Consider the following 22,089-nt stretch of genomic DNA (forward strand, 5'->3'; position numbering starts at 1 on the left):
AAAAGACTTTAATGAAAAATAACATAGCATTTAAGCATTTTAGAAAATTCGAAGATTTTCCAAAATTAGATTTTAACGATATAACATTTGTAGTAGGTAAGAATAATTCAGGTAAATCTACTTTTGTTAAGGCGTTTGTAATGGTCTACAATTATCTTAAATCGGGTAATCTGAAACAATTAGATTTAAACCAAGGAAGTGTAGAACTATTAAATATCGTAACATTCGATCGGGCATTATGCAAAACGATGAGTGAAAGAGAAAATAAAGAATACATTCCTATTACATTGAAGCTAGGTAATTATGAATTTTATCTAAACGTAACAGGCAAAAAAGATAGTACGATCTTAGATGTGGCTACTTTTAAAATTACTGATACATCGTCTTTTTTTACGGTCGAGATTGATCCGCAAAAAGAACATGCTATAATTTCATATAATTATAGAGAAACGATTGAAAATGATGCTTTAAACGAAGCTATTCAGCAAAAGCAAGTACTTGAACAAGCACTTATGTCTATAACGGATGAGCTTTCCAAGGATAGTATTGACATTAAAAGTCGAATAGAAAAATTATCTAAAAACATAGAGAATTTAAAAGATGCTAAAACAGAGATTGAAACATCTTTTACTGTCGAAGCGGATTATAGCGGCAATGATTTTACTCAATTATTTGATGATTTATTCACAGAACTGGAAGTTCAATATTGGATTGAAAACCCAAATGTAGAGCTAATAGAAGAAAGTCAAGTCAACAATATTGAAGAAAGCGATGTTACAGAGGAAATTTCTCAAAATGAAGAAGTTATAGAAAGCGATGAAGAAGAAGTTTTCAGTGATTTACGTTATTATTACATCAATCGCAACAATTTCAAAAATTTCTCTGATCAGTTTTTAAGTTTTACAAATAGTTCCAAAGTGTTTTATTTGCCAGCAACACTTAACAAACAGTCAGCTCTATTATCAATTCGAGATAAGAATAATGATTTGGCCGATGTAGTACATAAATACTATCAATTAGGTTTACAAGATGACCCTATCATCTCAGGTTTTGTTAAAGAATGGATTAAGGAATTTCAGATTGGAACTGACTTAAAAATTGAATTAATCAATGGAGAGGCTTATGATATCACTTTAAAAGAAAATGAAGTATTTATCCCTTTAGCAGATAAAGGAATGGGATCTATTCAAGCGGTATTGTTAATTCTCAGATTAGCCTCTGTTATTTATTACAAAGAGCAAGAAAGTAAGAAAGCGAAATTCAACTATTTTGTTATTGTTGAAGAACCAGAATTAAATTTACATCCTGCATTACAAAGTAAATTGTGTGATTTGTTTTTTGAGGTTTACGACAAATACAAAGTGAAGTTTATTATAGAAACTCATTCAGAATATATCATTCGTACAACACAATTGCTTGTAAAAGAAAATGATTTTGAAGTAGCACCTAATGAGAACCCATTTGCAGTGTTATATTTTAATGATGATTTAAAAGTTTGGAATATGAATTACCGTCAAGATGGACGTTTTTCTAATGAATTTGGATCTGGTTTTTTTGATGAATCGTCTAATCTAGCTTTTGAATTAATGTAGTTTATGGTAGCATATTTTGATTTAGAAAATTTAGAGTCATTTTTAAAACAACCTAAAGATGATTTTTACCATGATTGTTTAAAACTTATTAAAAAGCAATTAGACCTATCTTTTAATTTTAATAAGGAAGATTTTAAGAAATCTGAGGATTTAATGAACTTTATAAAGCTATTAAGCGATGGTGTTGGAGATAAAGTGATAAAGTATATACCAGAGAAATTTCCTGCAAGGGATATTAAATCAAATAGCCACAAAAATTTTTCAATTGATGAGCTTTTGTCTGTTTATTTTATCAATAATTCTGATTTGAACAAATTAAAGGAAAAAGATGATTTATTGATAGCAGATATTGGAGAAGAAATAGGAATGTTTAAAACTCTATTTCTTAAAAATGACGACTATAAGTTTGAACTAAAATTGAGAATCGGAGAAGAATTTTCAAGTTGGAAAATATTTAAAAACTTTCAAACATCACATACTGATATAATAATTGTAGATAATTACATACTAACAGACAAAAGTTTGATCCCAACAAATCTTAATGGAATTATTGATAATTCATTGGTAGATAACTGTAGAAAAATTTTAAATATTGTAATTTTTGTTAAGGGTGACCAAATGAATATTGATTATACTGAATTAAAAACTTCAATCAGTGTACTTGTAAAAGCTAAATATGTTGATAGTCCTAATGTTACAATAATAAAACATTATGTAGAGCATGATAGAACGATATTACGAAATTTATTAAGGATTTATTCTGGTGATACGTTTAATTATTTCTTAGCAAATGGTAATAAAATAACAAGAGGGAAGGAAATTCATTTCGCAAGTATAGCTGACAAAAACAATTATAAATTATACAAGAATACTTTATCTGATTTGCAAACAATAGTAAATAATGCAGTCGCAGGAAACATAATTGGTGATAAAAAATCGAGATTCATTAATTTCTCTTAACCAATGCATCTCTACTGCACAATTAAAACATATCTTTGTATTAACAAAAACAAACATTAGAATTTCATGTCTACACAAAGACCCGATATAAGCTTCATTTTTAATATTACCGATAAGGTATTATGGAACGTTTTCAAGAAAAACGAAATTGGTGACGTGTTATTACCTTTCGTTGTATTACGCCGTTTAGATTGTATCCTTAAAGATAAAAACGAGAACATACGCACTGCTTATGAAAACTTTAAAGGAAAGGTAGCGGATGATAAATTAGCTCCTATTTTAAAAAAGGCAGCGGGGGGCTTAAATTTCTATAACACATCACGACACACGTTCGACTCATTAAAAGAAAGTACTAAAACCATTGATATCGATTTTCATAATTACATAAATGGTTTCAATCCTATTGTAATTGAAATTTTAGAGAACTTTCAATTCGAAAAAATCATTGCTCGTTTGCAAAAGAACAAACTATTGTACGAAATGGTGAAAGCCATGTGCGATGTGGATTTATCCTTAGACAAATACGATAACCAAAATATGGGTTATGTATTCGAAGAATTGATCCGTATTTCGAATGAGCAATCCAATGAAACTGCGGGGGAACATTTTACCCCACGAGATGTAATTGAATTAATGTACAAAGTAGTTTTCTCAACAGAAAAAGAAGAATTATCTCAACCAGGAATCATTCGTACTATTTATGATCCTACATTGGGTACAGGTGGTATGGTTAACTTAGCAAAGAATTATATTGTAGATGAATTATTTGTTACTGGTCCAAAACCAACTATTTTTACCTATGGGCAGGAAATAAATGAACAATCATATGCTATTGCTAAAGCAGAAGCTCTTATTTCGGGTGGTGATGTCGATAATATTAAGCATGGAAATACATTAACAAACGATCGCTTTCCAGATAAAAAATTTCATTACCAATTTGCTAATCCGCCGTATGGTGTAACTTGGGCAAAAGATTACGATTTTGTAAACAATGAAAGTACCAATCCTGCAGGTCGTTTTTATGCAGGTTTACCTGCGAAAAGTGACGGACAATTGTTGTTCTTGCAACACATGATTTCTAAAATGGAGGCATCAGGTGGTAAAATAGCTGTAGTAACCAATGGCTCACCTTTGTTTTCTGGTAGTGCAGGTGGTGGCGAAAGCGATATCCGTAAGTTTATCCTAGAAAGTGATTTGTTAGATTGTATTATTTCGTTGCCTAAAGATATGTTTTACAATACAGGTATCGGTACGTATATCTGGTTTTTAGACAATAACAAACCTGTTCATCGTCGTGGTAAAGTGCAACTCATCAACGCATCTGATGTAGAAGACAAGCGTACTGGTAAAATAGGTTTTGCAACTCCTAACAAACGTAGCTTAGGTAATAAGCGTAACGAAATCTTAGAACATCATATTGATGCAGTGGTAGATATGTACACCCATTTTGAAGAGAGTGAGTATTCTAAAATATTCGATAATGAGTTCTTTGGTTATTATAGTGTGCCAGTAGAAAGACCTACATTGGAAAAAAATGGCGAATTCAAAAAAGACAAAAAGGGAGAGTTAGTCGCCGATAGCAAAAAGCGTAGTACAGAACGTATTCCGTTATCTGATGATATACGCACTTATTTTACAGAAAATATCTTACCACATGTAGACCATGCATGGCCAGATGCCAACAAAATTAAAATTGGCTACGAAATTAACTTCTCTAAATATTTCTATAACTATGTACCGTTACGTGCATCTGCAGATATCAAAGAAGAGATATTAAATCTTGAATTTGGCAAAAATGGAGAAAAGGGTATTTCTGATTTAATTAAAGAATTGTTTGTATAATGGGAGATATAATTAATATATATTCAGATATCCCTGTAAATTGGTCAGTTTCTAAACTAAAGTATTTTTCATCCATTTATACTGGTAATAGTTTGAATGATGCTGAAAAAAATAAATTTTCTAATGACGAAGATGGTCTAGAAGGTAGAATTTACATTTCTTCTAAGGATATAAATGTCAATAATAATTCTTGTAATTATGACACGGATATAATTATACCCTACAATGAAACTAAATATAAATTAGCTCCACTTGGTTCATCTCTTTTATGTATTGAGGGAGGTAGTGCAGGAAAGAAATTAACTTTCACTAAACAAGAAGTTTGTTTTGTAAATAAACTAGCTTGTTTTACAGGTGAAGATAGTGAATCGTCAAAATTTATCTATTATTATTTACAAAGTGACGGATTTAAGGTTCAATTTAATAGTTCATTAAGCGGGCTAATTGGAGGAGTATCATTAACGAATCTAAATGATTTCCAAGTACCAATCCCCCCAAAGCAAACCCAAATCCGTATTGCTGAATTTTTAGATAAAAAGACAGCTGAGATTGATACCATTATACAGAAAAAGGAAAGTCTTTTACTTCTTTTAGAAGAAAAGAAAAAAGCCATCATCAACGAAGCGATAACGGGAAAAAAAGTTTGGAATGGAAATGCTTGGACTGAGCCAGTCGAAGTCAAGGATTCTGGTATCGAATGGCTTGGTGAAATTCCAGAGCATTGGGAATTAACACAATTAAAGTATCTTACTGAAAAAGTAGGAAGCGGTGTTACGCCAAGAGGAGGAGCTGAAGTTTATACAGAAGAGGGTGTTAAATTTATTAGAAGTCAAAATGTTTATTTTGATGGTTTAAGGTTAGATGATGTCGTTTTTATTGATGAAAAAACACATTTGCAGATGGAAAACTCTAAAGTTGTATTTAATGATGTTTTATTAAATATTACTGGAGGATCAATCGGTAGATCATGCGTGGTTGAAATGAATGAGGAATTCAATGTAAATCAGCATGTATGCATCATTAGACCAACTGACGAATTAAATTCTAAATACCTAAATTATTTTCTATATTCTAATATTGGCCAAACTCAAATTAGATTAGGTATAACAGGAGGAAATAGAGAAGGTTTAAACTTTGAAAATCTGAAAAGCTTTATAATTCCAAAACTAAATGTAGTAGAGCAGGAATTAATTGTTGATACGATTAAATCAAAAGTTCTTGAATTGAATTCAATTAGCAATAAAATCCAAGCTCAAATCAACAAACTTAAAGAATACCGTCAATCATTAATCTCAGAAGCTGTAACAGGCAAAATAGATATATAACGCTATGGCTACAGGAACAAACGAAGGTGCTTTCGAGGCGCATGTGGTAAATTATTTAGTAAATACCGTAAAAGAATATCAAGAGAAACATACTTCTGTTTACAATAAAGACTTATGTCTTATAGAGGAAGATGTTATTGCTTTTGTAAAAGACACCCAGCCGGATGAGTACAAAAAATTAGAGCAGCAATACGGCGATTTAACGGATCAGAAGATTGTTGAAAACGTAGCTAAATCTATTGCTACAAACAAAACCTTACAGGTGCTTCGCGAAGGTGCCTTAAAAGATCGTGGGGTAAAATTGCAACTGGCTTATTTTAAGCCCAACCACGACCGTTCGCCAGAGCATTTAGATAACTATAAAAAGAATAGATTAACTGTAGTCCGTCAGTTAGGTTATTCTACAAAAAATAACAATTCGCTAGATTTAGCTTTCTTTATCAATGGTATTCCTGTAGCGACTGCCGAACTAAAAAATGCGTTAACTGGTCAGTATCTATCACAAGCCATAGAGCAATATCGTAAAGATAGAGATGCCAAAGAAAGGTTATTTGAATTTCAACGTTGTTTGGTTCATTTTGCAGTGAGTACAGAAAAGATTGCCATGACCACAAGATTGGCAAACGAAAAGACTTTTTTCTTACCTTTCAATCAAGATTTAGAAAACTACCGCGAAGATGATTTTGCTACGTCATATTGGTATAGCGATGTAATGCGTAAAGATTCTTTACTTGATTTGGTTCAGAATTTTATCAATTTACAAACCAATGAAGAGAAGATTTTTAATATAAAAACTAATGCTATTGAAGTAAAGAGATCAGAAGTACTGATTTTTCCCCGTTTTCATCAACGTCGTGCAGTCAATAGATTATTAAAAGATGTAAAAGATAAAGGTGTTGGTCAAAAGTACTTGATACAACATTCAGCTGGTTCTGGTAAATCGAATACGATTTCTTGGTTGGCACATCGCTTATCAGATTTGTATCAAAATCCATCTGATCCAAAATCATTATTTGACACCACAATAGTGGTTACAGACCGTCGTGTATTAGATAAGCAGATACAAAACAATATTCGCCAGTTTGAACAAACACCAGGAGCTGTAGCCTATATTGATGAAAATAAATCAGCACAAGATTTACGAATAGCTATAGAGAACGGAAGTAGAATTATTGTGACAACTTTACAAAAATTCCCAGTTATTTCTGAATCTGTTTCACATTTTAGCGAGCGGAAATTTGCCGTAATTATAGATGAAGCACATTCCTCTCAATCGGGTGAAGCAGCTCGTCACTTACGCAAGTCATTGTCTTTAGAAGAGGCTGAAGAAAAAGACGTGGTAGAAAAAAGCTTAGATGATATCATTGAGGATGAAATCAAGAGCAAAGGCGATCAAAAAAACATTTCGTTTTTTGCCTTTACAGCAACCCCAAAAAGTAAAACCTTAGAAATTTTTGGTACAAAAAATCAAGCTGGCGATAAAACCGAGTTTGATTTATATTCTATGGAACAAGCCATAAAGGAAGGCTTTATTTTAGATGTTCTGAAAAATTATATGTCTTGGAGACGTTATTACAAATTAGTGAAACGTTCTGAAGTAGAGGATAAAGAGTATTCTAAAAAACAAACCTTACGTTTATTAGCAAATTACGTTGATTTACAAGATCATGCTATTGAGAAGAAAACACGTATCATGCTAGAACACTTTGCATCGCAAACTCAGAATGAAATACAAGGTATGGCACGTGCCATGTTGGTAACAAAAAGTAGATTACATGCCGTTCGTTACAAACTAAAGTTTGATGAGATCATGCGTGAAATGAATCTACCTTATGAAGCTTTAGTAGCGTTTAGTGGTACAGTTACAGATGGCGATACGGGAGCAGAACACACATCTGCGTCCATGAATCAATTAGAAGGTAAAATATCTGTTCCAGAAGCTTTAAAATTACCTAAATATCGTATACTTATTGTGGCGAATATGTACCAAACTGGTTTCGATGAACCTTTGTTACATACCATGTTTGTGGATAAGAAATTAGGAGGTACAAGTACAGTGCAAACTCTTAGTCGTTTAAACCGTACTCGGAAGGGGAAAGATTCTACGATGGTTTTAGATTTTGTAAATGATCCCGAAAAAGTACAGGCAGATTTTCAATTCTACTATGGTAGTAACCGTATGGATTTTGGAGATCAGACTGACCAAAATTCAGTCTATGATGTATTGAATAAAATTGAATCCGCGAATTTAATTTACCAGAATGATGTAGAAGCTTTCGCAGAAATATTCTTTAGAAAAGGTGATAATATGGAATTATTACAACCTATTTTAAATAATTTGGTAGAACGATTTAACGGTCTTGAAAATGAAGTTCAAATTGAACTAAAAGCTACTATCAATGACTTTATTCGTTTGTATAGATTTTTATCACAAATTATAACCTTTACCGATATTGATTTAGAGAAATATTATGTACTATTAACAGCATTATTTAAAAAACTACCATCGAATAGAGTTTCATTACCCACTGATGTCTTAGAGAATGTAGAGTTAGATAGTTACAAACTTCAGCACCAATATACAACGGACCTACAATTAGAGTCTGCCGAAGTAAATATGCAAGGTCAAACACCTGGAGGTGCTAATGGTATTCAAGAAGATGAATTTGAATTGTTAACCAAAATCATAAAAGTATTAAATGATACCTTTGGTTTAGATTTAAAAGATGAAGACAAAGTCGAGTTCATGAAGATGAAAGAGAATGTTTATCAGAACGAAGAGCTAATGACATTCTTTAATAAGAATAACTCTAAAGCCAATATTCAGGATAAATTCGATGAAACTATCGATGATGAGCTTTTGAATTTTATTGATGGTAAATTAAGTTTATACAACAAACTTACAGATGATCGGGTAAATAAAGAGTTTAAACGTCTTTGGTTTAACGAAGTGTATGATCGGGTATTGAGAGGAGTATAAGATTATACTTGGTTATTCTAGAAATATTCTTTTAATTTTTTAAGGAATGAATAATTGACCGGGCTATGAAAGCCCGCAATAGGGAATTGAAAAATATAATGAAGTGGGTGGTGTGGGGCTATGTTTTTTGATTTTCTATTTCAGAACATAGCGATAAGCTCTTTTACTGCGAGGGGAATTGCGATGGAAAGTAAATGTGCTTAGGCTACAAAAAGTATGGGTATAAAAAAAGCAGGATCGTTAAATCCTGCTTAAACTTTACTATTGATTAGTATAATTTAGATAGCTAAATCTTCTTGCTCCATTTGAATAAATGCAGCTTCCATTCCTGCGAATTTTGGTGATACCAAATCCATATCCTTGCTAATTTTCTGACTTGTGATCTTGGCATAAATCTGTGTGGTAGAAATATTTTTGTGTCCCATCATTTTGCTGAGGCTTTCCAATGGAACACCTTCAGTAAGAAACATTGTTCCGAAAGTATGTCTTGCCGTGTGAAAAGTTACTTTTTGCTCTGTATTAATTTCTGCTTTTTCAATCAGTTTAGTAATGTGGTTATTACAGGTTACATTGGTAGGAACGGGAAAGATAAATTCATTACGTGTAGTGCCAATATACTTTTCTATGATACGTTTAGGGATTTCCATTAACCGAACATTGGAAGCAATATCTGATTTCTTTCTTCTGCTGATAATCCATTGATGACCGTCAAAGAAAGACTGGATATTGTTTCTGGTTAGTTTTTTAATATCCGCATAAGCAAGTCCGGTAAAACAACTGAAAATAAATAGATCTTTTACCAATTCGTATCGTGGGTGTGGTGGTACACACTTCATCAACTTTTCTACATCCTCTTTCAGAATATAACCTCGATCGGTTTCTTCCATACTGATTTCATAATCCTCAAAAGGATTATCACGTATCAAACCTTTTTTAATAGCCAGCTCCACCAAACTTAAAACAGGCATTGTGTAAACCCAAATCGTGTTATGGGAAGACTGCAAATCGTATCGAAGGTAAAAATCCAATTCACGGATAAAATCGCAAGTCAATTCTCGAAAAGCCATATCATCACGATGGTAGCGTTCTTTTATAAACGTGCTAAGATGATTGTAAACCGTGATATACTTGTTGTAGGTGCTTTGTGAGCGTTCTCCTTTATCAACCAGTTTTTTAAATTCGATATTTTGATCGTTGAATACTTTAAGTATTGCATCGTCCATTACACCAACACCCAAAAACGATAATTTTACTTTTTGTGCCGTTGCAAAGCCCTCACGTTTCTGCATATCTTCATAAATCTTGTCAATGCGCCCACGAATGTTATCCAGTTTTTGGTTGATATTCAAAGCGATGACACTTTTACCCTGAACTCTTCCGTGTTTTAAATCCCAATTATTAGGATTGATTTCTAACTTTGTTCCCAAAGTTTTAGCTATTCCATCAATAGTAATACGTGCCATAATGGGGGCATTACCGTTCTTTTTCAGTTCGTTCTTTTTCAGATAGAAAAGAAGTTTGAACGTCGATTTTTTTGTCTGCTCCATAACTCAAATGTTTAATGTTTAAAATTAAATTACATTGAGTTACAAGGAAATATAAAAAGAAGTGCAAAAAGCTGAAATATAACCGATTAAGTACTTTAGTTACCTTTTGTAATCGGTAACGAATTAGTAACCTAACTTTGTATTTTCACGTCCAAAACCAATCCGACACAGCGTCCCAAACTAAGACTACTGTTTTATAAAGCACTGTATAGCAACGGTTTTAACCGTTTTGCTTATCTTTGCTTTTTATTAATCTTTTTTATTCAAAAATAGAAATTATTCTTTTAGCCAAAGCTTAATTACAAATAATAATCCAATAAAACCTAAAAATCCTAGAAAAATCCAACTACTTCCTTTGTAATATGTTTTGTGTAAACGTAAATCTTTTCTATAAGTGTAAATCATTGCAGCTACAAAAACAATTGCGAAAAGAATTCCAAAGTAAATTTGACCAGTTGTAAACATGTTGTTATATTTTGAAACAAATTTACGGCTAAAAGTTAGAATAAAAAAAGAGCTTGTAAAAACAAGCTCTTTAATTAATTATATTTTAACTGTCCATCCGAAAGAATCATCGGCAAGTTTGTTTTGAATTTTTGTTAACTTATCTTTTAAGTCTAAAGCGTAAGAACCTTCGTTGTCCATATTTGGAAGTTCGTACATTTTATCTTTATAAGAGAAAGCTTCAATTTGATTGATAACCGCAGCAGTTCCAGCGCCGAAAATTTCTTTTAAAGTTCCGTTTTCTGCAGCTTCTACGATTTCATCAACTAAAACTGGTCGAACTTCAATGTTGTAACCTTCTTTTTTAGCTAAATCAATTAAACTTTTACGAGTAACACCATCTAAAATTCGGTCAGAAGTTGGAGCTGTATAAATCGTATCATTAATTCTAAAGAAAACATTCATTGTTCCAGATTCTTCTAATTTTGTATGAGTCGAATCTGTCCAGATAATTTGATTAAATCCAGCTTCTTGAGCTAATTTAGTTGGATAGAATTGAGCAGAATAATTTCCTGCAGCTTTTGCAGCTCCAATTCCTCCGTTTGCGGCTCTACTGAAATATTCAGCAATTTGTACTTTAATTTTTCCTGCGTAATATGATTTTGCTGGTGATAATAAAATACAGAATAAAAATTCATTTGAAGGAGAAGCAATAACGCCACTTTCTGTAGCAATCATAAATGGACGGATGTATAAAGAGTTTCCTAAACCTTTACGAACCCATTCTTTTTCGATATTAATTAAAGCTTTTAAACCGTCTAAAAAAATTGTTTCGTCAATTTCTGGCATCGCTAAACGCACAGCTGATTTATTGAAACGATTAAAATTTTCTTCAGGTCTAAATAACCAAATTTCGTCATTTACATCTTTGTACGCCTTCATTCCTTCAAAAATCGCTTGTCCGTAATGAAAAACACGTGCAGAAGGATCTAGCTGAATCGGTGCATAAGGCTTGATTTCAGCTTGTTGCCAAGCATTGTTTTTGTATTCACAAACCAACATATGATCAGTGAATTTTGCTCCAAATTGTACATTTTCAAAGTCAAATGTGTCAATTTTAGATTTTTCTACGGGCGTAAAAGAGAAGTCTTTTAAGATATCTATCTCCATTTTTAATATTTTATAATGAGTTATGTTGTTCTGTAAACATATGTAATTTTACAAAATTAGCAAAAATAATACTTGCAAACTCATTTTTTTTAAATAATTTTAAATCAATTGTCTATTTGTGTAATTTATCTATATTTAATTAATTAGCTGATAATTATAGAATTAAAATGTTTTTCAGGCTAGAATTCTCTGTTAAATTAAACTAAAAAAAGTGTATATTTGCCGAATTAAATCAAGAAACATGAAAAAAATAATTTTATTTTCTATTGGAATAATGGCTTTTATAAGCTGTAATGATAAAAAAGAAGTTGCTGAAGCTGAAGTTGTTGAGCAAGTGAATTTCAAATCTTTTGGTGATTCTATTACTAATGAAAGTGTTTTAACAAAAGAAGAAATGTTGGCTAAATATGAAACAATGAAATCAACAGATACTTTAAATGTGAAATTTGGAGCTGATATTATTTCTACTTGTGCAAAAAAAGGATGTTGGATGACATTAAATTTAGCTGATGGTCAAGAATCTTTTGTTAAGTTTAAAGATTATGCATTTTTCGTTCCTAAAGAAGGAGCAGAAGAACATTATGCAGTAGTTGAAGGTAAAGCTTTTATCGAAGAAATATCAGTGGATGAATTAAAACATTATGCAAAAGATGCTGGGAAATCTCAACAAGCAATTGATAGTATTGTTGAACCAAAGAGAACGTTACGTTTTATGGCTGACGGTGTTTTAATTGCTGATACTAAATAATGAAAAAAATTACAGTTCTTTTATTCGCTTGTTTTTTTGCATTTGCTTGTCAAGATAAAAAGAGTGAAGATTCTAGTGTGAAAACTAATGATTCGATAAAAAAAGAATCTAATTTTCAGATGTATGAAATGACCGAATTAGCTTTGTTGATGGAGCAAATGTATGCTTATAATCAACAGCTTCGTTCAAGAATTATTGATAACGATAGTTTGGGAGAATTTCCTGAAAAGTTTGAAAAAATTCATACAGCAGTAATGACCGATCCGACTGAAAATGATGCGTTTTATCAAGAACAAGCCGCATTTTATCTTGAAGCTCAAAAAGCGATTTACGCAAATCCTGATCAAGCTAAAGAAAAATTTAATGCAATGGTTGAGTCTTGTTTAGCTTGTCATGCTAAAAAATGCGGAGGGCCGATTCCAAGAATAAAAAAACTATTTATAAAATAATGAAGCGAAAAGTAATTGAAACAGAAGATGGTTCAAGTACGATTTTAGTCGAAGCGTGGGGAGAAAGTTTTCATTCAATCCACGGAGCAATTCAAGAAGCGCAACTCGTTTATATTGAAAACGGGTTGCGTTTTGTTTTTCAAAAAAATATCGAACAAATTCATATTCTTGAAATTGGTTTTGGAACAGGTTTGAATTGTTTTATGACTTTTATTGAATCAGAAAAAAATCAGAAAAAAATTTTTTATACGGGTGTTGAAGGATTTCCATTACAAGAAGATGAATGGAGTTCATTAAATTATCAACGCTTTTTTGATCCAAACTATGAATCAAAATTTTCTTTATTACATCAAAAGGATTGGGAAAAAGAAAACATGATTTCATCCGATTTTAGTTTGATGAAAAAACAATTGATGTTTGAAAATATCGATTTCGAAAATCAGTTTGACCTAGTGTATTTTGATGCTTTTGGGTTTCAGTTTCAACCAGAATTATGGTCTGAATCAATTTTTACAAAAATTAAAAAGGCAATGAAACCAAATGGAGTTTTAGTAACTTACGCTTGTAAAGGTGAAGTAAATAGAACTTTAAAGAAACTTGGTTTTAAAATTGAAAAATTAGAAGGGCCTCCTGGGAAAAGAGAAATGACACGTGCTATTTTGATTTAATTTGTATTTTTTGATTTTTTTTATGTTTATTTTTTTTATTATTTAAAAAATTATATATATTTATAAAAAAATACATTAAATATGAGTGCTGTTGATCCTGTAAATTATGCTATTAAGGTTTTAACCAGTGTGAGTTTTGATAAGGAATTGTTTTTTAAAGAATTATCGAAAGCAAGAAAGAAGTTACTTCCTTACGATTTAGAGAAGTTACATAAATGGTTGGTTAAGTTTTTAGAAAGTAAACCAGAATTAAATTCTCAAGAACTTGACTTTTCTTATTAATTGAATTTATAAACTAAATAAAAATAAGCTACTGAAAAGTAGCTTATTTTTTTAGTTTTGGACTGATGATTTTTACATCCTGAAAAGCAATAGCTCCTCTAACAACTCCAGAAATTACATTTCGTAAAGCATCGATGATGTGCGATTTTAATTCGCTTTTAAAATAAATCAAGCTGACTTCTCTTGAAGGTTTTGGGTCTTTAAAGGGAATAATATTTTTCTTATCTATATCATTTAAACTCAAAGAATGTAAATAAGGTAATAAAGTTACGCCTAATCCTTCATTTGAAAGCTTTATTAATGTTTCAAAACTTCCGCTTGTCAATTCAAATTTTCTATTTGGATCTGTTTTGGAACTTTTACAAATGTTTAAAATACCATTTCTAAAACAATGACCATCTTTTAAAAGTAAAATATCATTAATATCTAAATCTTCGGGTTCAATTTCAACTTTGTTGTTTCTAAAATCTTCAGGAATATAACCAACAAAAGGTTCGTAATACAATACAATTTCTTTAATATCTTGTTCTAATAAAGGTGTTGCAGCAATTGCAGCATCAATTTGACCGTTTTTTAGTTTGTAAATAATTTCCTCTGTATTATATTCTTCAATAACCAAATTCACTTTGGGATATTTATTAATAAAATTAGTAAGAAACATTGGTAAAAGAGTAGGAGTGATTGTTGGTATAATTCCTAATTTAAATTCTCCTCCAATAAATCCTTTTTGTTGATCAACAATATCTTTAATTCGGTCTGATTCGTTAACAATGTTTTTAGCCTGAATAACAATTTGTCTTCCAACTTCAGTTAATTGAATCGGTTTTTTATTACGATCAAAAATTTTCACATCTAATTCATCCTCCAATTTTTGAATTTGCATGCTTAAAGTCGGTTGCGTAACAAAACACTTTTCAGCTGCTAATGTAAAGTTTTGATGTTCGGCAACTGCTAATACATAATTTAATTGTGTAATAGTCATTTCTAAAGGTTTTATCTATAATTAAATAATTAATATCAATTTTATTTATACAAATATCGGGTATTTATTCGTAAATTTGAGTGAATAAAAAAGAAATAAATTTTTAGACTTATGAACATTTTAGGCTTACCAATTAAAGAAACAGAAAAAAATATTGATTCGTTAAATACTTTATTGGCGAATTTTCAAATTTATTATCAATCATTAAGAGGATTGCATTGGAACATTAGAGGAAAACGTTTTTTTGATTTACATGTAAAGTTTGAAGAATTATATAACAATGCACAATTGCGAATTGATGAAATTGCAGAGCGCGTTTTAACTTTAGGAGGTGTTCCATTACATTCGTTTGATGATTATATGCAACACAATAAATTGATTGTTGGTAAAAATATTTCAGAAGACGAAAAAGCTGTTGAATTGATTATCGATTCACTTTCTAAATTATTAGTAATTGAAAGAGAAATTTTAGAAACAGCTTCTTCAATTAACGATGAAGGAACAACTTCAATGATGAGTGATTTAATCGTTGAACAAGAAAAAGATATTTGGATGATGAAAGCCTTTTTAGGATAAGTTTTATTTTGATAATAATATTAAAGAGTTCGGTTTTGTAAATCGAACTCTTTATTATATATATTGATTTTATTTTTCAAATGATTGAATTGCCAATTTATAGGAATCCAATCCAAATCCAATGATGATTCCTTTACAAACATTTGATAAAAAAGATTTATGTCTAAATGATTCGCGTGCAAAAGTATTAGAAATATGAACTTCTATAACTGGAGTCGAAATACTTGAAATTGCATCAGCAATTGCTATTGATGTATGTGTATAGCCTCCTGCATTTATTATGATTCCATCGTGTTCAAAACCAACTTCCTGAATTTTATCAATCAACTCACCTTCAATATTGCTTTGATAATAACTTAATTCAATGTTTTTAAATTGACTTTTTAGTGTATTGAAATAGTTTTCAAAAGTTTCATTTCCATAAATAGTAGGCTCTCTTTTGCCTAGTAAATTCAGATTTGGTCCGTTTATGATTATGATTTTCATTTTGTTGATTTTAAAAAATAAAGGTAAAAATTATATTTTAAATTAATCTCTAATAGTAAAGAGATGTTATTGACTTTTTAGATATTAAGAATGCAAGTTTTTTAATTTATGTTTAAGTTAAATTCTACAAGCTTTTTTAATCCTTTTATTTGATTTATATTGTAAATTATTTAAAAAAAATATTGTATTTAAAAATAATATGTGGCATTTGTGTTAATTTTTTCAATTATGATTATTTCTATATGTTAATGGTTTGTCTTGGGATTTGTTTTTTATGTTAAAATTTATATAATTATGTTTTGTGTTGATGTATTTATTGATTAATTTTGTCTCGTAATAATAAATATACAAATATGAAAAAGATTTTATTATCATTGGCTGTAGTGGCTTTAGGTTACTCAGCGCAAGCTCAAGAAGGTTATGGTTTCAACCAAGGAGACATTATGTTGGAAGGTAGTATTCGTTATTCAACTTCAGACGATAAAGCACTTGAAGTAAAAGAAAATGCATTTAATTTTACACCTCAAGTTGGTTATTTTATTAGTGATAAGTTTGCTGCTGGACTATATTTTGATTTATCTTCAACTAAAGTTGATAATTATTCAGGTACAACTAACATTAATAAGACAAATGCTTTTAACGTTGGTGTTTTCGGGCGTTATTATTTCTTAGAATTAGGACAACGTTTTAAATTCTACGGACAAGCTAATGTTGGATTTGCTAATGCAAAAAACACAGTTGAATTAGCTAATTTACCAACTGTTGAAACTAAAGGTAGTGGAGTAAATGCAGGATTAGATTTAGGAGTTAACTACTTTGTTACACCAAAAATCGCTATTAATTTCGGTTTCGCTAATTTAGTTGATTATACAACTACTAAACCAAAAGGTGGTAAAGCGCAAAATGATTTTAATATGAATATCAATAACTTTAACAACTTCTTTGATGCTGCAACGTTTGGTTTAACGTTCAAATTCTAATTTGTTACAATATTTTTAAAAGCCCTTCTTATTTAAGAAGGGCTTTTTATTTTTTAGTTAAATTGATTTTTTTTTTGTAAAATTGTTTTAATAAAGAATTGTCTAACCAAACTAAAAAAAAATATTTATGAAAATAAAATTACTTTTATTGGTTGTTACAGGAATGATTGCTTTAAATGTAAATGCGCAGTCTAATCCTAAAAATCCTATTGTCACTGGAATAAAAGGTGGTTTGAATCTTACAAATTTATCAGCTGATAAAAATACTCAAGAAATGAAGCCTTCCTTCCATATTGGTGGTTTGGTTGAATTGCCGTTGAGTTACTATAAAAAGTTCGCTTTGCAAGTAGAAGTACAATATTCAAATCAAGGGTATAAAGGTAAAGAAACTGAAATTCGTGACGAAACCACTGGTAAAGTTATTGGTAAGAACAAGCTTGATAATGTTTCATTACATTATTTGAATGTACCCATAATGATTAAATATTATTTCAAAGATAATTTTGCTATAGAAGTTGGACCTCAAATTGGTTTTTTGATGGGAGCTAATGGTGCGTATGATTTATATAAATTCTATGAATCTCGTCCTTATTTTATGAATTATCAATCAGAAGTTGATCGCGAATTAGATGCGAATGGATATGTAAGTTCTGATTACAAAAAATATTATGACAAAGTTGATTATGGTATTTCTGCTGGACTTTCTTATAATTTCGAAAACGGAATTTTTATTTCAGGTAGATATTATTTAGGATTAAAAGATGTTTATAAAGCAGATAATGAATATTCGAAGATATTGATTCCAGAAGGTGCATCTGAGTTTGCTATTAATGAAATAAATAAATTAAACAGTGAATTGGAGTTTAAGCAAGCGAAAAACACTGTTATTCAAATTTCTGTTGGTTATCGGTTTTAATGTGTTTTGGCACAAGTTTTGTTAAATAAAGTTAAATTTAAAATAGATATATATGAAAAAGATTTTTACTTTGGCTGCGTTAATCGCAATTGGTTTTGGTGCAAATGCACAACAAGAAGTTAAATATGGTCCTAAAGCAGGAGTTAATTTTGCTTCTTTGTCAAATGTTGATAATTGTAAATCATTAACTAGTTTTTATGTAGGAGCTGTTGCTGAAATTAAATTCAACGACAAATTTTCTGTTCAACCTGAATTGATTTATTCTTCTCAAGGTGTAAAATCTGAAATTTCTATTTTAGGAATTTCAGCATCACGAACACAGAAAGTTGATTATATTAATATTCCAATTTTAGCTAAGTATTATGTTTATAAAGGGTTTTCTGTAGAAGTGGGGCCTCAATTTGGATTTTTAGTTAAAGCAGAAGGTGAAGGAAATGTTAGTGCTTCTGGAGTTTCTGGTAGTGATAAATCTGATAATAAAGATAATTTTGAGTCTTTTGATTTTGGTATTGGTGCTGGTTTAGCTTATGATTTAACTAATGGTTTTTTTGTAAATGCTCGTTATAACTTTGGATTAACAAAAGTTGGAAAGGCAGATACATATTTTGCAAGTTCTAAAAATGAAGTTATCCAAGTTGGTGTAGGATATAAATTCTAATCCAATTAAAAATAGTAAATTTAAGCCACCTAATTTGGTGGCTTTTTTATTTTATAATTTTGGAGAAATACGTAAAACTATATAAGAATTATCTAAAACTCGAACGCTCGATGGCTCAAAATACCATAACGAGTTATCTTTTCGATATCTATAAATTTCAGAATTACCTGAAAGATTTAGAATCAACCGTTGATTTATTACATGTTGACGAAACTTTGGTTCGAGATTTTATTTATTCAATTTCAGAATTTATTGCTCCTTCAACTCAATCTAGAATTATATCAGGTTTGAAAGGATTTTATGATTTTCTGGTTTTAGAAAAATATATCAATCAAAATCCGGTTTTGTTTATTGATGTTCCAAAACTAGGTCGTAAAGTTCCTGAAGTTTTAGCTATTGAAGAAATTGACAATATGATTTCTAATATTGATTTAAGTACCGATGAAGGTAATCGAAATAAAGCTATTTTAGAAACTTTATATGGATGTGGTTTGCGTGTAAGTGAATTGGTTGATTTAAAGATTTCAGATTTGTTTTTTGAAGAAGGTTTTATTCGAGTAACTGGAAAAGGAAGTAAACAAAGATTTGTTCCAATAGCGAATCAAACCATAAAATGGATTACTATTTATAAAGATGAAATTCGCGTTCATCTAAAGATAGATCCTAAAGATGAAGATATTTTGTTTTTGAATCGAAGAGGAAAACAATTGACTCGAGCAATGATATTTACGATAGTTAAAGATTTAGCAAAACTATCGAATATTCTAAAGAAAGTAAGTCCGCATACATTTAGACATTCATTTGCAACACATCTTTTGGAGAATGGTGCTGATTTACGTTCGATTCAAGCCATGTTAGGTCACGAATCGATAACTACTACAGAAATATATATGCATGTTGATCGTTCACGTTTAAAAGAAGTTATGGAATTGCATCATCCTTGGTCAGGTTTGAATATAAAAAAAGAGTTCGATTAAATAATCGAACTCTTTTTTTTATTTAGCAATGTTAACAGCTCTTGTTTCTCTGATAACAGTAATTTTTACTTGTCCTGGATAAGTCATTTCTGTTTGAATTTTTTGAGAAATTTCAAAAGATAGATTTGCGGCCATTTCGTCTGTAACTTTATCACAATCTACGATTACTCGAAGTTCTCTACCAGCTTGAATAGCATAAGCATTTTTAACACCTCCAAATCCTTGAGCAATACCTTCAAGATCTTTTAAACGTTGGATGTAAGAATCTAAAACTTGTCTTCTTGCTCCAGGTCTTGCTCCAGAAATAGCATCACAAACTTGAATGATTGGCGAAATTAAAGATGTCATTTCAATTTCGTCGTGGTGAGCTCCAATTGCATTACAAACTTCTGGTTTTTCACCATATTTCTCAGCCCATTGCATTCCTAATAATGCGTGAGGTAGATCACTTTCTGTATCAGGTACTTTTCCTATATCGTGTAATAAACCAGCACGTTTTGCAAGTTTTACATTTAATCCTAGTTCAGCTGCCATGATTCCACAAAGTTTAGCAACTTCTCTTGAGTGGTGTAATAAGTTTTGTCCGTATGATGAACGGTATTTCATACGACCGATTGTTTTGATTAATTCAGGATGTAATCCGTGAATTCCTAAATCAATTACTGTACGTTTACCAGTTTCAATAATTTCTTCGTCAATTTGTTTAGCAGTTTTAGCAACTACTTCTTCAATTCTTGCTGGGTGAATACGTCCATCAGTTACTAAACGGTGTAAAGCTAAACGAGCAATTTCTCTACGAACTGGATCAAAACAAGAAAGGATAATAGCTTCTGGAGTATCATCTACAATAATTTCTACACCAGTTGCAGCTTCTAAAGCACGAATGTTTCTTCCTTCGCGTCCGATAATTCTACCTTTAACATCGTCAGATTCGATATTGAAAACAGATACACAGTTTTCAATTGCTTCTTCTGTCCCTACACGTTGAATGGTGTTGATGATGATTTTCTTAGCTTCTTGTTGTGCCTGCATTTTCGCTTCTTCAATCGTATCTTGAATGTGCGACATTGCTGAGGTTTTTGCTTCTGCTTTTAAACTTTCAACTAGTTGATTTTTAGCTTCTTCGGCAGATAGTCCAGCAATTAATTCTAGTTTTTCAACTTGAATTTTGTGCATTTTCTCAACTTCTTCAGCTTTTGTTTCAACAGCTTCTAGTTTTGTTTCGTATTCACTGATTTTTTTCTCACTTTCTTCAGCTGCTTTTTTAGCTTTTGATAATTCACTAGAAATTTGAGATTCTTTATCTCGAGTTCTTTTTTCTACTTCAGCTATTTTCTTGTCACGAGATAAAATAACTTGTTCGTGTTCAGCTTTAAGTTCAATGAATTTCTCTTTTGCTTGAAGAATTTTTTCTTTTTTGATAGATTCGCCTTCTACACGAGCATCTTTAAGAATGGTTTTCGATTCGTTTTGTGCATTTTTTAGTATCGAAGAAGCATTGTTCTTTTCTAGATATTTTGCAATCGCAAAGCCTATTCCTGCTCCAGCAATGACACTAATGATGATAAATATTACTGTATCCATAATAAGTTTGATAGTTAAAAAAAAAGCCCATATTAGGTGAGTTGTATAAACTCTTAAAAACAAGTTTTGAACTATCTTGCTGTTCAAGGATCTACTCGAGGTAGCGTGCTATAGTAGCAAAGTTTCGTCCATTTTAATTTGTTGGCGTTGAGTTTATCAAACGTTTCTAATATGGGCAGTATTGTAAGTTCTTAAAAATGAATTAAGAAATTATAATTTTATATATTTTTATTCAAAACAAAATCTATTTTTTCATTAATTTTTTTTAATCTCAAAAGTGCATCTTCGTACTCTTCAGTACTTTGAATTTTTCGATTTTCTTGAGCAGAAGCAAATTGTAGAGCGCACATTGCTAAAACATCTTGTTTGTCGCGTACAGCATAATTTTCTTCGTATTGTTTGATCATGGTATCAATTTTTTTAGAAGCAGTTCTCAAGCCTTCTTCTAAATTAGGTTCAACCGTTAATGGGTAAACTCTGTCTGCAATTGATATTTTTATCTTTAATTTCTCTTCCATAATATTTTATTTAGAAAGCTGAGAAATACAATGATCAATCTCGCGGATTAATGAATTTATTTTGAGTTTTGTTTCTCTTTTATGTTCTTCACTGCCAAGTAATGAATTTACGTATTTTAATGAATCATAATTCAACTTTAATTGATTTAGACTTTCATTTATTACTTTTTTTTCATCGATTTCTAAAGTTAATCTTTTCTCCAATTCAATCTTCTCTCGCTCTAAAATATCGATTTTGTTTATAAGTGCCTCTAATTTAGCTTCAATAGTATTTATTAAAATATTAAGTTCACTCATAGTGCAAAAATCATTACAAATACAAAGTTAGTTTTTTTATTGAAAAAAAAAATAGGTTACGAATAAAAAATAATAATAATGTAAATTATAATTTATTTTGAAATAAAA

General features: G+C 30.6%; 22 protein-coding genes and 1 other RNA gene. 14 read left to right on the plus strand and 9 right to left on the minus strand.

Annotated features, from left to right (window positions below; translation table 11 throughout):
• Positions 1-11: 11 nt before the first annotated feature.
• From EG240_RS01720 to EG240_RS01740, 5 genes are all read left to right on the plus strand, one after another.
• Positions 12-1,592: an AAA family ATPase gene (locus EG240_RS01720; protein WP_125016776.1), complete on the plus strand. Its 1,581-nt coding sequence runs from the start codon at positions 12-14 to the stop codon at positions 1,590-1,592.
• Between the two features lie 3 nt (positions 1,593-1,595).
• Positions 1,596-2,552, plus strand: a complete 957-nt coding sequence (locus EG240_RS01725; protein ID WP_125016778.1) for a hypothetical protein — start codon at positions 1,596-1,598, stop codon at positions 2,550-2,552.
• A gap of 66 nt (positions 2,553-2,618) precedes the next feature.
• Positions 2,619-4,394 carry a class I SAM-dependent DNA methyltransferase gene (locus tag EG240_RS01730; RefSeq protein ID WP_125016780.1) on the plus strand — a complete coding sequence of 592 codons (1,776 nt, stop codon included), beginning with the start codon at positions 2,619-2,621 and terminating at the stop codon, positions 4,392-4,394.
• Positions 4,394-5,719, plus strand: a complete 1,326-nt coding sequence (locus tag EG240_RS01735; protein ID WP_125016782.1) for a restriction endonuclease subunit S — start codon at positions 4,394-4,396, stop codon at positions 5,717-5,719. The genes EG240_RS01730 and EG240_RS01735 overlap by 1 nt, the downstream gene beginning before the upstream one ends.
• A gap of 4 nt (positions 5,720-5,723) precedes the next feature.
• Positions 5,724-8,699, plus strand: a complete 2,976-nt coding sequence (locus EG240_RS01740; protein WP_125016784.1) for a type I restriction endonuclease subunit R — start codon at positions 5,724-5,726, stop codon at positions 8,697-8,699.
• 278 nt (positions 8,700-8,977) lie between these two features.
• On the opposite strand, the gene EG240_RS01745 is transcribed toward EG240_RS01740, so the two are convergent.
• From EG240_RS01745 to EG240_RS01755, 3 genes are all read right to left on the minus strand, one after another.
• The gene (locus EG240_RS01745) at positions 8,978-10,246 is read right to left on the minus strand and encodes a site-specific integrase (protein WP_125016786.1); all 1,269 of its coding nucleotides are present in this window, start codon (positions 10,244-10,246) and stop codon (positions 8,978-8,980) included.
• 276 nt (positions 10,247-10,522) lie between these two features.
• The gene (locus tag EG240_RS01750) at positions 10,523-10,711 is read right to left on the minus strand and encodes a hypothetical protein (protein WP_125016788.1); all 189 of its coding nucleotides are present in this window, start codon (positions 10,709-10,711) and stop codon (positions 10,523-10,525) included.
• 78 nt (positions 10,712-10,789) lie between these two features.
• A complete protein-coding gene (locus EG240_RS01755; RefSeq protein ID WP_125016790.1) occupies positions 10,790-11,860 on the minus strand; it encodes a branched-chain amino acid aminotransferase in 1,071 nt (356 codons plus the stop codon).
• Positions 11,861-12,101: 241 nt separating this feature from the next.
• Here EG240_RS01755 and EG240_RS01760 point away from each other — a divergent pair, with 241 nt between their 5' ends.
• From EG240_RS01760 to EG240_RS01775, 4 genes are all read left to right on the plus strand, one after another.
• Complete coding sequence (locus tag EG240_RS01760; protein WP_125016792.1) at positions 12,102-12,608, plus strand: DUF4920 domain-containing protein; 507 nt, start codon at positions 12,102-12,104, stop codon at positions 12,606-12,608.
• Positions 12,608-13,057, plus strand: a complete 450-nt coding sequence (locus EG240_RS01765) for a hypothetical protein (RefSeq protein ID WP_125016794.1) — start codon at positions 12,608-12,610, stop codon at positions 13,055-13,057. The genes EG240_RS01760 and EG240_RS01765 overlap by 1 nt, the downstream gene beginning before the upstream one ends.
• A complete protein-coding gene (gene mnmD / locus EG240_RS01770; protein WP_125016796.1) occupies positions 13,057-13,725 on the plus strand; it encodes a tRNA (5-methylaminomethyl-2-thiouridine)(34)-methyltransferase MnmD in 669 nt (222 codons plus the stop codon). Before EG240_RS01765 ends, mnmD begins: the two co-directional genes overlap by 1 nt.
• An 81-nt stretch (positions 13,726-13,806) precedes the next feature.
• On the plus strand, positions 13,807-14,007 hold the full coding sequence (locus EG240_RS01775) for a hypothetical protein (protein WP_125016798.1): 201 nt from the start codon (positions 13,807-13,809) through the stop codon (positions 14,005-14,007).
• Between the two features lie 43 nt (positions 14,008-14,050).
• Here the strand turns inward: EG240_RS01775 and EG240_RS01780 are convergent, their stop codons facing one another.
• Positions 14,051-14,989 carry a LysR substrate-binding domain-containing protein gene (locus EG240_RS01780; protein ID WP_125016800.1) on the minus strand — a complete coding sequence of 313 codons (939 nt, stop codon included), beginning with the start codon at positions 14,987-14,989 and terminating at the stop codon, positions 14,051-14,053.
• Positions 14,990-15,100: 111 nt separating this feature from the next.
• On the opposite strand from EG240_RS01780, the gene EG240_RS01785 reads away from it, so the two are divergent.
• Positions 15,101-15,565, plus strand: a complete 465-nt coding sequence (locus EG240_RS01785; RefSeq protein ID WP_125016802.1) for a Dps family protein — start codon at positions 15,101-15,103, stop codon at positions 15,563-15,565.
• 69 nt (positions 15,566-15,634) lie between these two features.
• On the opposite strand, the gene aroQ is transcribed toward EG240_RS01785, so the two are convergent.
• Entirely contained in the window at positions 15,635-16,051 is a 417-nt protein-coding gene (gene aroQ, locus EG240_RS01790; RefSeq protein WP_125016804.1) for a type II 3-dehydroquinate dehydratase, read from the minus strand.
• Between the two features lie 353 nt (positions 16,052-16,404).
• On the opposite strand from aroQ, the gene EG240_RS01795 reads away from it, so the two are divergent.
• The 4 genes from EG240_RS01795 (at position 16,405) to xerD (ending at position 19,582) form a co-directional block, all read left to right on the plus strand.
• Complete coding sequence (locus EG240_RS01795) at positions 16,405-17,031, plus strand: outer membrane beta-barrel protein (RefSeq protein ID WP_125016806.1); 627 nt, start codon at positions 16,405-16,407, stop codon at positions 17,029-17,031.
• 127 nt (positions 17,032-17,158) lie between these two features.
• The gene (locus EG240_RS01800) at positions 17,159-17,947 is read left to right on the plus strand and encodes a porin family protein (protein WP_125016808.1); all 789 of its coding nucleotides are present in this window, start codon (positions 17,159-17,161) and stop codon (positions 17,945-17,947) included.
• 52 nt (positions 17,948-17,999) lie between these two features.
• The gene (locus EG240_RS01805; RefSeq protein WP_125016810.1) at positions 18,000-18,605 is read left to right on the plus strand and encodes a porin family protein; all 606 of its coding nucleotides are present in this window, start codon (positions 18,000-18,002) and stop codon (positions 18,603-18,605) included.
• A gap of 56 nt (positions 18,606-18,661) precedes the next feature.
• Positions 18,662-19,582 (plus strand): site-specific tyrosine recombinase XerD, encoded by a 921-nt coding sequence (gene xerD / locus EG240_RS01810; RefSeq protein WP_397337312.1) that lies wholly within the window; start codon positions 18,662-18,664, stop codon positions 19,580-19,582.
• A gap of 18 nt (positions 19,583-19,600) precedes the next feature.
• Here xerD and rny read toward each other — a convergent pair whose 3' ends face one another.
• From rny to EG240_RS01830, 4 genes are all read right to left on the minus strand, one after another.
• Positions 19,601-21,166: a ribonuclease Y gene (rny, locus tag EG240_RS01815; protein ID WP_125016814.1), complete on the minus strand. Its 1,566-nt coding sequence runs from the start codon at positions 21,164-21,166 to the stop codon at positions 19,601-19,603.
• A 47-nt stretch (positions 21,167-21,213) separates the two neighbouring features.
• Positions 21,214-21,319: non-coding RNA, 6S RNA (ssrS, locus tag EG240_RS01820), on the minus strand.
• A gap of 65 nt (positions 21,320-21,384) precedes the next feature.
• Complete coding sequence (locus tag EG240_RS01825) at positions 21,385-21,684, minus strand: cell division protein ZapA (RefSeq protein WP_125016816.1); 300 nt, start codon at positions 21,682-21,684, stop codon at positions 21,385-21,387.
• Between the two features lie 6 nt (positions 21,685-21,690).
• Positions 21,691-21,981, minus strand: coding sequence for a hypothetical protein (locus EG240_RS01830; protein WP_125016818.1), 291 nt, complete (start codon positions 21,979-21,981; stop codon positions 21,691-21,693).
• Between the last annotated feature and the right edge of the window lie 108 nt (positions 21,982-22,089).

The organism is Paenimyroides tangerinum, assembly GCF_003865405.1.
GTDB classification, from domain to species: domain Bacteria; phylum Bacteroidota; class Bacteroidia; order Flavobacteriales; family Flavobacteriaceae; genus Flavobacterium; species Flavobacterium tangerinum.

What these genes read in the sequence shown, in the direction of transcription:
- EG240_RS01825 (WP_125016816.1), bottom strand. Translation starts at nt 21,684, where the DNA reads ATGGAAGAGAAATTAAAGATAAAAATATCAATTGCAGACAGAGTTTAC.
- mnmD (WP_125016796.1), top strand. Translation starts at nt 13,057, where the DNA reads ATGAAGCGAAAAGTAATTGAAACAGAAGATGGTTCAAGTACGATTTTA.
- EG240_RS01830 (WP_125016818.1), bottom strand. Translation starts at nt 21,981, where the DNA reads ATGAGTGAACTTAATATTTTAATAAATACTATTGAAGCTAAATTAGAG.
- EG240_RS01800 (WP_125016808.1), top strand. Translation starts at nt 17,159, where the DNA reads ATGAAAATAAAATTACTTTTATTGGTTGTTACAGGAATGATTGCTTTA.
- EG240_RS01780 (WP_125016800.1), bottom strand. Translation starts at nt 14,989, where the DNA reads ATGACTATTACACAATTAAATTATGTATTAGCAGTTGCCGAACATCAA.
- EG240_RS01725 (WP_125016778.1), top strand. Translation starts at nt 1,596, where the DNA reads ATGGTAGCATATTTTGATTTAGAAAATTTAGAGTCATTTTTAAAACAA.
- EG240_RS01785 (WP_125016802.1), top strand. Translation starts at nt 15,101, where the DNA reads ATGAACATTTTAGGCTTACCAATTAAAGAAACAGAAAAAAATATTGAT.
- rny (WP_125016814.1), bottom strand. Translation starts at nt 21,166, where the DNA reads ATGGATACAGTAATATTTATCATCATTAGTGTCATTGCTGGAGCAGGA.
- EG240_RS01795 (WP_125016806.1), top strand. Translation starts at nt 16,405, where the DNA reads ATGAAAAAGATTTTATTATCATTGGCTGTAGTGGCTTTAGGTTACTCA.
- EG240_RS01745 (WP_125016786.1), bottom strand. Translation starts at nt 10,246, where the DNA reads ATGGAGCAGACAAAAAAATCGACGTTCAAACTTCTTTTCTATCTGAAA.
- EG240_RS01735 (WP_125016782.1), top strand. Translation starts at nt 4,394, where the DNA reads ATGGGAGATATAATTAATATATATTCAGATATCCCTGTAAATTGGTCA.
- EG240_RS01805 (WP_125016810.1), top strand. Translation starts at nt 18,000, where the DNA reads ATGAAAAAGATTTTTACTTTGGCTGCGTTAATCGCAATTGGTTTTGGT.
- EG240_RS01775 (WP_125016798.1), top strand. Translation starts at nt 13,807, where the DNA reads ATGAGTGCTGTTGATCCTGTAAATTATGCTATTAAGGTTTTAACCAGT.
- EG240_RS01765 (WP_125016794.1), top strand. Translation starts at nt 12,608, where the DNA reads ATGAAAAAAATTACAGTTCTTTTATTCGCTTGTTTTTTTGCATTTGCT.
- EG240_RS01740 (WP_125016784.1), top strand. Translation starts at nt 5,724, where the DNA reads ATGGCTACAGGAACAAACGAAGGTGCTTTCGAGGCGCATGTGGTAAAT.
- EG240_RS01755 (WP_125016790.1), bottom strand. Translation starts at nt 11,860, where the DNA reads ATGGAGATAGATATCTTAAAAGACTTCTCTTTTACGCCCGTAGAAAAA.
- EG240_RS01720 (WP_125016776.1), top strand. Translation starts at nt 12, where the DNA reads ATGAAAAATAACATAGCATTTAAGCATTTTAGAAAATTCGAAGATTTT.
- aroQ (WP_125016804.1), bottom strand. Translation starts at nt 16,051, where the DNA reads ATGAAAATCATAATCATAAACGGACCAAATCTGAATTTACTAGGCAAA.
- EG240_RS01760 (WP_125016792.1), top strand. Translation starts at nt 12,102, where the DNA reads ATGAAAAAAATAATTTTATTTTCTATTGGAATAATGGCTTTTATAAGC.
- EG240_RS01730 (WP_125016780.1), top strand. Translation starts at nt 2,619, where the DNA reads ATGTCTACACAAAGACCCGATATAAGCTTCATTTTTAATATTACCGAT.
- EG240_RS01750 (WP_125016788.1), bottom strand. Translation starts at nt 10,711, where the DNA reads ATGTTTACAACTGGTCAAATTTACTTTGGAATTCTTTTCGCAATTGTT.